The organism is Specibacter sp. AOP5-B1-6 (assembly GCF_052376555.1).
Taxonomy (GTDB): domain Bacteria; phylum Actinomycetota; class Actinomycetes; order Actinomycetales; family Micrococcaceae; genus Specibacter.
In genome coordinates this window covers 1-13593 of sequence record NZ_JBQSVT010000064.1, presented here as the reverse complement: position 1 = coordinate 13593, position 13593 = coordinate 1, and the positions used below count along the sequence as shown (strand labels likewise).

Genomic DNA, 13593 nt, shown 5'->3' with positions numbered 1-13593 from the left:
AAGTACGACTCCACTTGCATCAAATCTTGACGCCTGGCGCCTAGACGGCGTTTCGCTTCGGACAACCGGCCCGCTGCTCGTGAAGAGTGGCGGGCTTTGTTGTGTGGGTGTACCGGCGGGCAGGCGGCTAGCCCCCCGAAGTCTTCGCCAGGAACCGGCCCGGTCGCTGGAAGTCGCGGACCAAGAACACCACTGCGAGCATCACTCCCGCCGCTCCCACGACCGTGATCCACCAGAATGGTTCCCCCGGCACTGCTATGCCCGTGGCTTGAAAAATAAAGAAAAGTGGGTAGAAAGGTATTATTAGAAGTTGAGTCGCAAGCCCTTTTCGTTGCTGGACTGCCGCCGCTCGGATGACCCGCAGGTGTTCATGGTCGACGGCTGCTTTCCCTGCAACCTGATGCCGAACATGTTTTTGTTCCTCGTTCTTCAATAAAAACATAACGTCAAGCCTGCCGAAGTGTACGGCAGGAACCATCCTCTTCGCGTTGTAGATCAGCCCTCCAACTATGGCGCCAAATGCCGCCAAAGCCATCCCGGCGGGGACATAGGTCAGCCAGTCGGAGAGTGCGGACCCGAAAACCAGCGTCCCGACTAGAGATCCGACAACGATCAGGACGGCCAGAACGACAGGGACGTAGCGGGTGTAATAGATCTTCAGGGCCGGGCCCAGTCCGATGTCCTCGACGCCTTGGGACCGTTTCATGGCCTTGGCCCAACGGTCCTCGGACTCTGCCAAGAGATCATCAATCCCGCTCATCGTCTCCTTCTTCCCAAGCATCAAGCTGAGGCTGCCAATGCCAGGAACGGGCCAGCTGCTGGCATCTCTGCACCGATGCTCCTATTCTGATCCATCCCCGCCCACACGCCAAGGCTCATGGCGGGCGGTCTAGAGCGCACCATGCGTCTGCACAGCTACCCACCCAGACAACTGCCCGCTCACCCTCAAAGGTAGGCGGATTTTTTGTGTGGCGAATCGGTGGGCGGTTGAAATGCCTGATTAATTGCTGGCATTGAACTGCAGGGCGGTTTTCGGTGGGGCAATGTGCACCAAGGTCGGTCAACGTTGCGGCAATCTCAAAGCTTTTTGATGGCCTCAAAGGATAGCCACCTGGTGCCCATGCCGATAGAGACGGCCAGCGCTCGCAACAGACCAAACCTAGCTTATGATTCGAAGAATACTTATCTGAACCCGGGGGATCTTTTGGCTTACGACGCGCAGGCAGCTACATCTACGGCCCAAACGGCTCAGACAAAGCGAGTTGCAGCTGCCCAGGAAGCGCACGCGTGGTGCACGCAGCAACAGGCTGCCAGGCCAGGCCAGGCCAGGCCAGGCAAAGTCTGCCCTCCTCGCAGAATACATGCGAGGGGCTGCCATCGTAGATGCCGCCTATGAGGTAGCCGTGGAGCCCCACCGACAAGCCTTCCTTGAGCAGTACCCTGGTGTGGCATTGCCTGGATTCCTGCAGCCTGGAGTGCGGTCCGTTGCCAGGCAGTTGCAGATGCTAAATGAGGGGGAGAAGGTGGCTGGAACGGCTGGTGTAGCCGAATTGACGAAGAAGCGCGGCTGGGCTGGCATGTCTTGGATTGGGAGGGTCGGTGCAATCGCGATTGCTGCTGTCGCGCTGTTCATAGCGGCCGGCTTAGCCTTGAGTCTGGCTGGCCCCCGCCCAATGCTGAGCGTGTTGCCGCGGACAAGGCGGCGATCGAGACTCTGTTGGGCCCCGACGCTAAGCAGAATGCTGAGGGCTTCGAGCACGCCGGCAACGGTGTACTCGTCCGGTGGGCGACGCAGACGGAAGAGAGGACCGCCAAATCGAACTGCATCTCTGGACTGCCGTGCTTCGCGGTAGTCTTAGAGATGAACGATGACTGCCCCGTTGGCATTTACATCGAGCTGAAACTCAGAGACAACAACGGCACCATCGTCGGCTTGGCAAACGAAGAGACCCCGGCCATGCGGCAGGGTGATAAGGGAGTCTTTGCTATCACGGGAGCAACAAAAGCCTCGAAGGCGTCTTTCGGAGAAATTACCTGCCACTAGGCATGACGTTGAATGGCACAGCACCGCTGTCGGCTTCGGGCCAGTGGGCACCGGCCCGGGTAGCGTTGCGTTTCTCGAAAAGCATTTGGCGAACTCAAAGGAAACGGGACGTGCCCATGGCCGCGGCACTCGCAGCCACGAATCATTCCTCGCGGCAGTAGTCGCGCACTCCGCATGCGACACGAATTCCTAAAGGGCATCGATGAAACCGTGGGATGCAACAGGACGGTGAGACTAGGGTTTGCGCTACTCCGAAACCCATCGGAATGCGCACCCTTGAGCGGTAAACCCGGCCGTATCCGCGGGGACGACCACGGTGAAACGAGGTGCGACGGTGATGAAGTTGTTTTCGATGATGTTTCCCGAGGCATCGGAAATTTCCCAGTAGCAGTCGGTGACTTTGAGCCTGTAAGTTCCCCAGACTCCGGCGCGCCTCGGAGCCTACCAAGTATGAGGCGTCGCGGATGAACTCTTTAGTCTGCCGCCCCTCCATCGCGTACCCGTCCTCGGCAGCCTTGTAGAACGAGTTGATCCATGGGTGATCTGGGCACAGTGCTGCGGCACCTTCCATTTTGCTGCCTCCGCCACACCAGGGAGCGCTGCGGGAATATGACATGTCAACGCATAACTTATACAGGGACTCCAGATCAGTCCGCGGGTTGTGGTGCCGCCGGGGTAGGCGATCGCTAGCGCGTTGGACACGGCGACAGATGGGGTGTCGCCGGAAACGGTGGTGTCGCAGTAGTTAGACGCAGCGTTCGCCCATGCCTCTTCAAATGACGTGAAGGTGCCGGGCTTGTCAGAGGATAATCCTTTGCAGGAGAAACTGACACTGTAAGGAACGGAAACAGCGACCACTGGCGCGGGGCTCGGCGTCGCCTCGGGGGCTTCTGCGAATAGGGCGACCGAGGTGTGCCCGGGGCATAGGGCCGCTCTGGCTGTGACGGGTTCCGCAGTGAAACGGCCTTGGGTTTGTCTGCCGTAGGAGCTTTTTGCCTGGCGGTTGATGCTCTGCCCGATCACGGCTTCCCCTATTTCTTGCAGTGGCTGGGAATAATTGTCCCTACCAACCTTCTGGGATTTTGGCTCTCTTGATACTTCTGTCCAAGCTCTACGGCCCGCAGCTGGGGGACCGTGGGTCATTCAGCGACAAGCCTTCTGATCTTGTCTTGCCAACTCTCGTTGGGTAGACACTGCCTGAATGACTGAGGAATTGGATTAGGTCTAGTGCGCCCCGCCGGGGGTGTAGTGGCCCGGGACCATACGGGAGCTGACGCCGAACCGGTTGAAGGCGTTGATGACGACGATCACAGAGAGGAGCTGGACTAGCTCTTGCTCACTAAGAATCGCAGCGACCCGCTCAAAGAGCTCGTCGTGAACGAAGCCATCGGCGAGGACCGTCACCGCTTCCGTCAGCTCGATTGCTGCAACCTCTTTAGCGGTGTAGAAGTGCTTGGACTCTGACCATGCACCAAGTTGGGTAAGGCATTCGGTGCTCTCGCCGGAAGCGAGGGCATCTTTGCTGTGCATGTCTAAGCAGAATGCGCAGTGATTGATCTGCGACGCGCGAACCTTAACCAGGTTGACCAGACTTTCTGGAAGCCCCTTCTTTACAGCAGTGTCTAGGCGCAACAATGCCTTGAACACGTCTGGGGCTCAGGTCATCCAGTCGAAGCGGGGGGTGTGCTCAGATGGAAGGTCAGTGCTGTTGGTGTTTTCATTTGCAGTCATACCTTCACGCTACGAATCAAGAGGAATGGGAGTAAGGTCCATTTATATGAATAGAAACCAGACCACTTCTGGCGGGAATGAGACCACGAAATCGGGGGTAGACCTTCATCTGGAACTGCGCGGCTCAGGGTTGCGAGTAGGCCTGACCGATGCCCTACGGGAAGCTGTCCGCTCAGGTCGGTTAGTGCCGGGAACCAGGCTCCCGGCATCGCGCTCACTGGCGCAGGACCTGGGTATCGCTCGCAGTACAGTGACGGAGTGCTATTCCACCCTCGTAGAAGAGGGCTGGCTCACCGCGAAGCACGGGTCCGGCACTCATGTAGCTAAACGGGCCCAAGCCCTCAGGAACGCCCCTCAGACACCGGCCCAGCCCAGGCGCAAAATAGCGCACGGGCTGGGCCCAGGGGCAGCCGACTATGCAGATTTCCCTCGGAGCGCCTGGCTGGGTGCGGCCCGGCGTGCGTTTGCAACGGCCCCTCACAGCGCATTCGGGTACGGGGATCCGCTGGGCAGAATTGAGCTACGTGAAGCACTTGCAGACTATCTGGCTCGAGTGCGTGGCGTGCATGCCGATCCCTCAAGGATTGTGATCTGTTCGGGTTACCATCACGGGCTGAGTTTGATAGCCCGGACGCTGAAAGGACAGGGTACAAACACCGTTGCTGTCGAAGCCTACGGGCTCAATATCTATCGCGATGTTCTCACGGACGAAGGCATGAACACGCCTCCCTTAGAGGTGGACGAGGGGGGAGTCACCACATCGGGCCTAGACATTCTGCCTCCCATCTCAGCGCTCTCTCTCACCCCAGCCCACCAGTTCCCGAGCGGGTATGCGCTCTCACCCGAGCGTCGATCTACCGTGATTGATTGGGCCCGTAGGACCGGCGGTATTCTCCTTGAAGACGACTATGACGGTGAATTCCGATACGACCGGAAGCCAGTGGGAGCCTTGCAGGGACTGGATCCTGACCATGTCGTGTACTTCGGCACAGCCAGTAAGTCGATTGCCCCGGCACTGCGCCTGGCATGGATGGTGGTCCCCGAACGCCTGATGCCAGCCGTAGCGCGAGCCAAAGGTCGAGTAGATACGGTAAGTGTTCTTGATCAGCTGATCTTCACGGAGTTTATGACGTCTGGCGCATATGACCGACATATTCGGAGTCGGAGACAGAGCTACCGGAGACGTAGAGAAGACCTTCTCAAAGCAATCGCAAAGCAGTCAATAAATGTTCAGCTCATTGGGATGGCTGCAGGCCTGCAAGCTGTCCTTACAGTGCCCGGAGGGACCGAGGCCTGGATGCTCCAAGCAGCAGCTCGTCAAGGCCTGACAGTGAGTGGTCTATCCGAATTCCGCCATCCTCAATCCGAGGGCCCTGGCCCCTGGGGAGACGGCTTGGTAGTGAACTATTCGGCCGTGTCAGACAGCATCTGGCCGAACGCCCTCCAATCACTGATGCGCGTTCTGCCCTAAAGACACCCAAAAGTGGTCCGGTTATTCAGCCCACAAATGGTACTCGAGAAGGGTCCCCTTCCGAACTAGTGTTGTTCTATGCGGAGCCCACAGCGGCTTCGTGGAAGTTAGTTCACCCTCGAGGAGTCTTCACATGTCTTTGCAGCATTCACCCTTGAAAAATGTGGGTGCCCCCCGATGGGTTCTCCCGAACGGAATGGCTCTCGGTGGCATGGCCATCGCATTTATGAGCTTGTATCTCGGAGCCGGGGCTTTGACGCCCATGCTTGTCGATTACAAGGAGCGTTTCCACTTCGCGCCAGAAATGCTCAACGTAGCATTCGCTGTTTATGCTGCTGGCTTTCTCGTCGCTGCACTTGTGTTCGGCTCACTCTCTGATTACCTTGGCCGGCGTCCAGTCCTGATCGGTGGATTGATCGTACAGCTCGCTTCTAATCTGCTGTTCCTGTACGCCGCTGATGTGAGCTGGGTGATTGCTGGCCGCATCATTCAGGGCATCGCTAGTGGGGCGGCAACTGCAGCCTTCACAGCAGCGATGGTTGAGCTTGCGCCAGAAAAATACAAGCGACTAGGAGCTGTACTTGGAAGCGTCAGCCTCACTGGAGGGCTAGCCCTTGGCTCTCTACTTACTGGCCTTGCCCTCGAGGTCACCCCCGCAGCAAGAAGCATCGTCTTCATCATTCTGATCCTCCTGACAGTTCTCGGTGGCCTCGTGGCCATCTTCTCCCGCGAAACAGGCAACCTCTGTCCCGGAGCGTTGCGTTCGATGCTCCCGCGTGTATCCGTGCCATCTAACGCCCGGGCGGAATTCCTCTCCGCAGCTCCTGCGGTGGCTGCCGTCTGGATGCTTGCAGGGCTCTCTGGAGGCCTTGCACCAAACATGGTGCGTAGCGTGTTTGGGATTGAAAGCCCATTCTGGGGAGGATTTGCTGGGTTTGTGGCACCCGCAGTGTCCACCATTGTCGGACTGGCCTTTGCCAAATACGCAGCACGACAAGCCATGATGATCGGCATTTATGCGGGCATCATTGGCGCCGCTGCAATCATTGGCGGCGTCTTCGCCGGAAGCCTGGTCCTCATGCTCGTTGGACAAGGTATCGCCGGGATCGGATTTGGGGCGTGCTTCAGTGCGGCGCTTCAGATCCTGATTCCGGTCGTTCTGCCCCACCAACGGGCAGGGATCATTGCTGCTGTTTACATCGTTGCCTACGGGGCATTCGGTCTCCCCGTCGTCATTGAAGGGCAACTCGTCGCACTCATCGGAGAGATTCCCTCAGTGGTTTGCTACACCTTGTTGACCGTCGTGCTCACCCTCATCAGCCTTATTGCCCAAATGCGCCTCCGCCAGCGGGCATAAGCCTCACATTCGCACCAACAAATCAAAGAAAGGCCAACACCATGTCCAAAGTATTCCTTGCAGGCGCCTCAGGGGTTATCGGCCAGCGACTCATTCCGCTACTCATTCATGCAGGCCACACCGTTGCCGGCATGACACGCTCCAACAACAAGGCCGAACTCCTTGCCGAGCTTGGCGCGCAGCCTGTCGTTGTGGACGTCTTCGACCGTGACGCACTCATCGCCGCAGTTGTTGACTTCGCCCCCGACATCATCCTCAACCAGCTCACTGACCTCCCGGACGACGTGAACAGAATCGCCGAGTTTGGCGACCTCAACGCGCGCATTCGCACTGAAGGTAACGGGAATATCATCGCCGCCGCTCGAGCCTCGGGAAACCCGAAGATCCTGGCACAGACAGTTGCCTGGGAACTGCCGGATGGCCCCGACGCCGAGGCCGTCAAACAACTCGAGTCCTCAGTGCTAGCCGAAGATGGAGTCGTGCTGAGTTACGGACAGTTCTACGGCCCCGGTACCTACAACCCTGAGAACATCCCCGCAGAGCCTCGCGTCCAGATCGACCGAGCGGCCCGACGCACTCTGGAAGTCCTCGACATGCTCTCCGGAGTCGTCGTCATCACCGACTAAGGAAACTGTTGAGGTTGGTCTTGGGTATCGAAAATGGCACAAGGCCGACCTCAACAGCACCCCCCCGGCAATACGCCCAACCACGAAATAGATCAAGGGTCAAAGCCAACCAGGCGGCCGCCCGCTTGCGGGCGGGAGTTCCCACCACGTCATACAATACTCATCCAAATCAGTGCAAAGTAGAGAGTATTTAGTACCATTTATTGTTGCAACAGGACCATGCGGAAACAGGTCAAAACAGCCCATAGGCAGCGTGAAATGGACGCCTGACGGGACAGTGGGGTTCATAAACGTTGATAACTGTCGATAGGTATTCAGGGTTCAGCATGCTCTGACCTGCGGCGATGGTATTCGATAGTTTTTACTTGCGGTTGTAGTGCCGACCGTTCAGTACCGGCTGTTTCGGTTCGATTCTCCAGGGTTCCCGGCTCGTTGAATGCCGCTCGCGAACGAGTCGCTGCTGCGCTTGTGCTGAATGAATCCAGCTTTGCCTGGGTCATTCAGTCGGTCGGTGGATTGGGTAGGCTCCGCGTGAAATGATCTCGTGGGCTAAATTGATCGCGCTGGTTCTGCCAGCGGTATCCCTATACGTACCGGGCGCCCCACCAGTAGAGCGAGGCCGAAAGTTTAGTGGCCCGCCGGAATCGATGGTGCGGCCCTCGGAGACAAAAGCTCCAGGAGGCTGCCCACGCTGGATGCGGAATGAACAGTGCCCGCCCGGCGTTGCACGAGACAATGTCTAAATCTGTTCAGCTATCGCTGCTCGACCGTTCTCGCACTCGGAAGGGCGAGGAGGATGCGCTGGCGCTGCACCGCACGATCGCCCGTGCGCAGCGCGCCGAGGCGGATGGCTACCACCGTTTCTGGGTCGCCGAGCATCACGGGGTTCCCGGGGTGGCGAGCGGCAGTCCCGCCGTCCTGCTGGCAGCCGTCGGTGCGGCGACCGCCAGCATCCGCATCGGGAGCGGCGGCGTTATGTTGCCCAACCACCCACCGTTTGTGGTCGCCGAGCAGTTCCTCATGCTAGAGGCGCTGTATCCGGGTCGGGTTGATCTCGGAGTCGGGCGCTCACTCGGCTTCACGGCGGGAGTGCGTCGCGCCCTGCGCACCGAGGCGGCTGCCGCCGAGCGCTTCCCCTACGACCTCGCTGAACTGCGCGACGCACTGGCCGGAACTGGGCCCATCACCGCGCGCCCGGCAGCAAGTGCGCCGCCGCCGGTGTTTGTTCTCGCAATGCAGCAAGGGCTGGAGGTCGCCGGTCAAGCCGGGTTGCCCACTGTTGTGGGCGGTTCGCTGCTGCGGAACCCGGATGCCCTGGCTCAGTACCGTGAACGGGCCGGCGACGCCGCGCACCTCATTGTCAGCGTCGACATCATGATTGCCAAGACTCGCGAGCGGGCTCGGCAGTTGCTGCTTCCCGAGGCGTGGGCGATGGTGCGTTCGCGCGAGACCGGCGAATTCGGACCGCTGGAATCTGTCGACAGTGTGCTGGCGAAACGACCGACCGCTCGTCAGCAGGAGGGGATCGATGACTGGCTCGCAAACGCGATCTACGGCGATTCGGCCACCGTGGGAGCCTGCATGGACGAGCTGATTGCTTTCACCGGTGCCGACGAGATCATGAGCAGCGCCTCAACGTTCGCCGATGCCGATCGTGACGATGCTGACGCCGCCCTGGCCGCGATCATGGCAACGCGTAGAACTCACGCTTAAGTTTCAAGTTCAGCTGCAACGAAAATGAATCCCACATTGACTGTGCCGCTGAGCATTCTGGATCTTCACCGCTGTGAATTGCAGTGATAAGTGGCGGTTTTTTGGCAGCGCTAAATGTCACCCTCGCTGACCCTCTGCTGATCATTCTAAAGGTGCAGAACGCGGCCCCCATCGGCAGACATATCAGCGTTCTGCTCCTGCCGGCTCTTGAAACGCTAGGGATTACGAGACGACTCACCGGCCGAGTGAGCGCTGCGGCGGCAATGCTCCAATTTTCGCGGAATGGTGCCGGTTCGTCAGCGGCCAGCGATTCTCGTAACCATGTCTTGCAACCGTGCGGTTGAATCGTTGTATCCACCGTGAGTTACGAGACGCATCGGAGCAGCCCATGACGCAACTGATCGGCTACGTACGCGTTTCGACGCGGCAGCAGTCCACCGACCTCCATCGGGCGGATTTCCGGGCTGCCGGCGTCCGACGAGACGACCTGTGGTCTGAATACTGAAAACGGGAAAAATCGTATGCTAGGGCAGGGATGGCGGGGCGCAGCGGCCTGAATTTGCCTGTGTCGGGCCCGGCGCTGTTGCGCCAGAGGTAGTCCCTGGTGAGGTTGATGTGTTCTCGGCCCAGTGGTGAGAGGATTGCGCAGGAGCGCGCCCTCGGATCCCGGAGCATGGCCTCCCCATGGGCGCCGCTGGTCATCGGGCTCTGGAGTCGTTCCGGGCTGGTGCAGTGCCTGTGGAGTGAAAGCACGTGCCTTGCTTGCGGCGTGTGCAAATAGCTGTTAGGCCTAGAGAAGTGTCTGAAGTCAAGGATGACGCATCATCGCGGGCACAGGCAGTGGTGAACGAAGGGAAGCTCGAAATGGCGCGCAAGAATTCTCCCCGGGTTGACGAGCCGGACAGGAATGACATTGAGGTCGGCAAGCCGAAAAGCTGGGCGGCGGGCGTGCCTGGGGTTATGCATTCGATGGGTCCGGCCCTGCGGGATATGGGCGTGGACAGGAGCCGTAAGACGCTTCTGGCAATGAACCAACGGGACGGCTTTGACTGCATGAGTTGTGCGTGGCCGGACCCCGACCACCGCTCGACTTTTGAGTTTTGTGAGAACGGGGCCAAGGCTGTCACGTGGGAAGCCACACCGATCACGGTGGACACGGACTTTTGGGCGGAACATCCGGTCAGCGAACTGCGCCAGAAGTCGGAGTACTGGCTGGGGCAACAGGGCCGACTGACCGAGCCGGTGTACAAGCCCGCCGGCGAAGACCACTACCAACCAGTCAGCTGGGAGAAGGCGTTCTCGATTCTCGGCGCGAAGCTGAACAGCCTGGCATCCCCGGATGAGGCAGTCTTCTACACCAGCGGACGTACTTCCAACGAGGCGGCCTTCGCGTACCAGCTGTTCGTGCGCGCGTTCGGCACCAACAACCTGCCGGACTGCTCCAATATGTGCCATGAGTCCACGGGCTGGGCCATGGGTCAGACCCTGGGCATCGGCAAGAGCACCATCTCCTACGATGACTTTGGCAAGTCCGAGCTGATCATCATCATGGGCCAGAACCCGGGCACCAACCATCCTCGGATGCTCACGGCCCTGGAAGAGGCCAAAAACAACGGCGCCGCGATTGTCGCCGTCAATCCGCTGCCCGAGGCTGGCCTGCGGCGTTACAAAAACCCGCAGGAGGTTAAGGGCATCGTCGGGCACGGCACCGACATTGCGAACCAGTTCATGCAAATACGCCTGGGCGGCGACATGGCGCTGCTGCAGGCGGTCTCCAAGCGGGTCCTTGAAGCGGAGGAAACTCACCCGGGAACGGTGCTGGACCGGCAATTCATCCAGGATCACTGCGAAGGGTTGGAGGAACTCAAGGCGCATCTGGCCCGGCTGGATGAAGACGCGGTGCTGGAATCCACGGGACTGGCCCGGGAGGAGATCGACGAGCTGGCCGCCCGCTACCTCAGGGCGGACCGCGTCATCATCACCTGGGCCATGGGCCTGACCCAGCAGAAGAAGGGGGTGGCCACCATAAAGGAGATCGTCAACTTGCTGCTGCTGCGCGGCAACATCGGCAAGCCCGGTGCCGGCGCGTCCCCGATCCGCGGGCACAGCAACGTCCAGGGTGATCGCACCATGGGCATCTGGGAACAGATGCCCCCGGTGTTCCTAGACGCGGTCGAGAAGGAGTTCGGCTTCGATCCGCCCCGGGAGCATGGCACCGACGCGGTCCAGACGATCCAGAAAATGCGCGACGGCGACATGAAGGTTTTCGTGGCCATGGGCGGGAACCTGGTGGCAGCCATTTCGGACACCCACGCCGCGGAGGCGGCGATGGAGAACCTGGAGATGACGGTCCAGATCTCCACCAAGCTGAACAGGTCCCACACAGTGGTGGGCCAGGAGGCCCTGATACTGCCCACCATGGGCCGAACAGAAATCGACCGGCAGGGAAGCGGAGACCAGTTCGTCTCCGTGGAGGACTCTGTCTGTGCCGTACATCCGTCCTGGGGCAAGGTGGAGCCGGTGGCCCCGAATCTGCTCTCCGAGGTCGCCATCGTCTCCCGGCTGGCCCGGGCCACATTGGGCGAGAAAGTGAGCGTGGACTGGGCAGGCTTCGAGAAGAACTACGACCTGATCCGCGAGCACATCTCGCACGTGGTGGACGGCTGCGAGAACTACAACCAGCGGATCCGCCAAGAAGGCGGCTTTGTGATGGCAAACGGCCCCCGCGACTCACGGACCTTCCATACCGCCACCGGCAACGCCATATTCACCGTCAACGACCTGGAACACGTGGAATGCCCGCCGGGACGACTGATCCTGCAAACCATGCGTTCACACGACCAGTTCAACACAACGATCTACGGCCACGACGACCGCTACCGAGGTATCAAAAAAGGCCGCCAGGTCGTCTTCGTTAACCTTGAAGACCTAGCCGAACTCGGCCTTGCCGACGGCCAGTACGTCGATATCCACGGCGAATATGCAGACAACAAAGAACGCATATTACGCAACTACCGGGTGGTGGCCTACCCCAGTGCCCGGGGCTGCGCGGCCGCATACTATCCGGAAGCGAATGTACTGGTTCCGCTGGAGTTCGTGGCGGAAGGAAGCAACACCCCGGTGCCCAAACAAGTCGTGGTCCGGCTGGAGCCAACCCGAAACGGCGAGGGAGTAGAGGGTGTGGGGACCGGGGCCACGGTCACGGTCTGACCCGGGCTGGGCAGGACCGGGGCCGGGCGATTCCAAAAGGAAAACACCCGGCCCTGGCTCCGGCCTACTGGGCGGTCTCTGTCCAGCCCCCGCCTTCGGGACCCCCTTCGTTGACTCCCTCGCACAGCTTCATGACCTTCTCTGCAGCGTTGGTCACGGCCGTCTGAGTATCTACGCCGCCGCTGGTGGCGGCCAAAGCCGCAGCGTAGCCGATATAGAAGGCGCCGATCGGGCCGGCAGACGGGCTCACCGACCGGGATGATTTCTCAGCCACCTTAAGGATCAACTGAGCGTCCGCTTCCAGGTCCAGGATCTGCAAGGCATGCAAGAGCCGGTGGCTCCAATCGTCCAAGGCACGCTTTTCATCGTCATAGTCCGTCATAGCTGCTCCTTCGGTTTCGTGAGGGATCTTCCCGCCGGTGCCAGGCCTCCCGGCGATCATTCCGCCCTCAAGGCTTAGCATCCGAAGCAGGAGTAAAACAAGGTTTGTCGGTAGTTGTTTTGTTCCATTGGTGACATCACTGTCGGTCCAGCGCGGCATGAGAGCAAGACACCACCACGACGCATCAGAACTGTGCTCGAGGCCGGACTTAGGACTCTAACCTGGGTGGTGAGGGGGTTTGGCGATACCGGGCCACCTGACCCCTCGGCGAGGTTCACTATCTGCGTGTCCAGGGGTGGGTGTTTAGCTTGTGCATGGCACGCAGCGTTCTCGAAAGGGGCGTACTTCGAGTTGGCCGATGGGGATGGGCTCGAGACAGGAGATGCAGATGCCATAGGTGCCTGCCTCGAGGCGCTGCATCGCGTCTTTGGCCTGACTGGCGTCTGCACGTGCGGCTTCAAGGAGGCCAGCCTGCATGGACCAAAGGGAAGAGAGGGTTTCACCTTCGGGATCGTGTTCATCATCGTCGGACTGGTTGCGGCGGGTACGAACCACAGCGGTGAGGTCAGCTTCGAGTTTGTGCACTCGGGCCTGTACGCGCTCTAGGTGATCGTTCAGGAGTGCTCGCTGTTGCTCGTCCTGGGTCATGGATTCATCTCCTTGATGATCTTTTGAATCTTGTTCAGAGGCTCCCGCACGGAGTGCTCGTGGCCGTTGCCGGTCGGCTGGTAGTAGACGTGGCGACGGGGTTCGTCTGGGAGATTTTGCTGACGAACCACCCCGGGAGAATCTGCCACCACATCTCCCATCCTAGGGACTTGCCCCTGCGTCTGTGCTGTTCGTACCGGATTCCCGACACGAACGAACAGCACTCAGCGGTGGGGACTTACGCGACGGCTGTGCCCCTGCGCGCAGCCACAGCCGCGAAGTCAGTTGTGCCTGCCGCGGCTTCCTTGTGCGTGCGGGAGGCCGCCGGGGTGTCCAACGCGGATGCGACCCGGTTCTCGAAGGAATGGCGGGCTGAGCGTGAGAGTGCCGGGTCGAAGAGCGCCGCGACGC

Annotated in this window: 11 protein-coding genes; 6 read left to right on the top strand and 5 right to left on the bottom strand. The window is 60.0% G+C overall.

Going from position 1 to position 13593, the window contains the following annotated elements:
• Positions 1 to 127 precede the first annotated feature (127 nt).
• On the bottom strand, positions 128 to 781 hold the full coding sequence (locus tag ACT3TS_RS18815; protein WP_444533058.1) for a hypothetical protein: 654 nt from the start codon (positions 779 to 781) through the stop codon (positions 128 to 130).
• Between the two features lie 936 nt (positions 782 to 1717).
• Here ACT3TS_RS18815 and ACT3TS_RS18810 point away from each other — a divergent pair.
• Complete coding sequence (locus tag ACT3TS_RS18810; protein WP_444533057.1) at positions 1718 to 2044, top strand: hypothetical protein; 327 nt, start codon at positions 1718 to 1720, stop codon at positions 2042 to 2044.
• A gap of 1224 nt (positions 2045 to 3268) precedes the next feature.
• Here the strand turns inward: ACT3TS_RS18810 and ACT3TS_RS18805 are convergent.
• Positions 3269 to 3691: a carboxymuconolactone decarboxylase family protein gene (locus tag ACT3TS_RS18805; protein ID WP_444533056.1), complete on the bottom strand. Its 423-nt coding sequence runs from the start codon at positions 3689 to 3691 to the stop codon at positions 3269 to 3271.
• A gap of 109 nt (positions 3692 to 3800) precedes the next feature.
• On the opposite strand from ACT3TS_RS18805, the gene pdxR reads away from it, so the two are divergent.
• The 5 genes from pdxR (at position 3801) to ACT3TS_RS18780 (ending at position 12152) form a co-directional block, all read left to right on the top strand.
• The gene (gene pdxR, locus ACT3TS_RS18800) at positions 3801 to 5246 is read left to right on the top strand and encodes a MocR-like pyridoxine biosynthesis transcription factor PdxR (protein WP_444533060.1); all 1446 of its coding nucleotides are present in this window, start codon (positions 3801 to 3803) and stop codon (positions 5244 to 5246) included.
• 133 nt (positions 5247 to 5379) lie between these two features.
• Positions 5380 to 6603: an MFS transporter gene (locus ACT3TS_RS18795; RefSeq protein ID WP_444533055.1), complete on the top strand. Its 1224-nt coding sequence runs from the start codon at positions 5380 to 5382 to the stop codon at positions 6601 to 6603.
• Positions 6604 to 6644: 41 nt separating this feature from the next.
• A complete protein-coding gene (locus tag ACT3TS_RS18790; RefSeq protein WP_444533054.1) occupies positions 6645 to 7229 on the top strand; it encodes an NAD-dependent epimerase/dehydratase family protein in 585 nt (194 codons plus the stop codon).
• 702 nt (positions 7230 to 7931) lie between these two features.
• A complete protein-coding gene (locus tag ACT3TS_RS18785) occupies positions 7932 to 8942 on the top strand; it encodes an MsnO8 family LLM class oxidoreductase (protein ID WP_444533053.1) in 1011 nt (336 codons plus the stop codon).
• Between the two features lie 864 nt (positions 8943 to 9806).
• Entirely contained in the window at positions 9807 to 12152 is a 2346-nt protein-coding gene (locus ACT3TS_RS18780) for an FdhF/YdeP family oxidoreductase (RefSeq protein ID WP_444533059.1), read from the top strand.
• A gap of 64 nt (positions 12153 to 12216) precedes the next feature.
• Here ACT3TS_RS18780 and ACT3TS_RS18775 read toward each other — a convergent pair whose 3' ends face one another.
• The 3 genes from ACT3TS_RS18775 to ACT3TS_RS18765 form a co-directional block, all read right to left on the bottom strand.
• On the bottom strand, positions 12217 to 12534 hold the full coding sequence (locus ACT3TS_RS18775; protein WP_444533052.1) for a DUF6457 domain-containing protein: 318 nt from the start codon (positions 12532 to 12534) through the stop codon (positions 12217 to 12219).
• 303 nt (positions 12535 to 12837) lie between these two features.
• Positions 12838 to 13182, bottom strand: a complete 345-nt coding sequence (locus ACT3TS_RS18770) for a TraR/DksA family transcriptional regulator (RefSeq protein ID WP_444533051.1) — start codon at positions 13180 to 13182, stop codon at positions 12838 to 12840.
• On the bottom strand, positions 13179 to 13331 hold the full coding sequence (locus ACT3TS_RS18765) for a hypothetical protein (protein ID WP_444533050.1): 153 nt from the start codon (positions 13329 to 13331) through the stop codon (positions 13179 to 13181). Before ACT3TS_RS18765 ends, ACT3TS_RS18770 begins: the two co-directional genes overlap by 4 nt.
• Between the last annotated feature and the right edge of the window lie 262 nt (positions 13332 to 13593).

Coding starts and splice junctions, on each gene's coding strand:
- ACT3TS_RS18815 (WP_444533058.1), bottom strand. CDS start 781: ATGCTTGGGAAGAAGGAGACGATGAGCGGGATTGATGATCTCTTGGCA.
- pdxR (WP_444533060.1), top strand. CDS start 3,801: ATGGGAGTAAGGTCCATTTATATGAATAGAAACCAGACCACTTCTGGC.
- ACT3TS_RS18795 (WP_444533055.1), top strand. CDS start 5,380: ATGTCTTTGCAGCATTCACCCTTGAAAAATGTGGGTGCCCCCCGATGG.
- ACT3TS_RS18790 (WP_444533054.1), top strand. CDS start 6,645: ATGTCCAAAGTATTCCTTGCAGGCGCCTCAGGGGTTATCGGCCAGCGA.
- ACT3TS_RS18785 (WP_444533053.1), top strand. CDS start 7,932: ATGAACAGTGCCCGCCCGGCGTTGCACGAGACAATGTCTAAATCTGTT.
- ACT3TS_RS18780 (WP_444533059.1), top strand. CDS start 9,807: ATGGCGCGCAAGAATTCTCCCCGGGTTGACGAGCCGGACAGGAATGAC.
- ACT3TS_RS18775 (WP_444533052.1), bottom strand. CDS start 12,534: ATGACGGACTATGACGATGAAAAGCGTGCCTTGGACGATTGGAGCCAC.
- ACT3TS_RS18770 (WP_444533051.1), bottom strand. CDS start 13,182: ATGACCCAGGACGAGCAACAGCGAGCACTCCTGAACGATCACCTAGAG.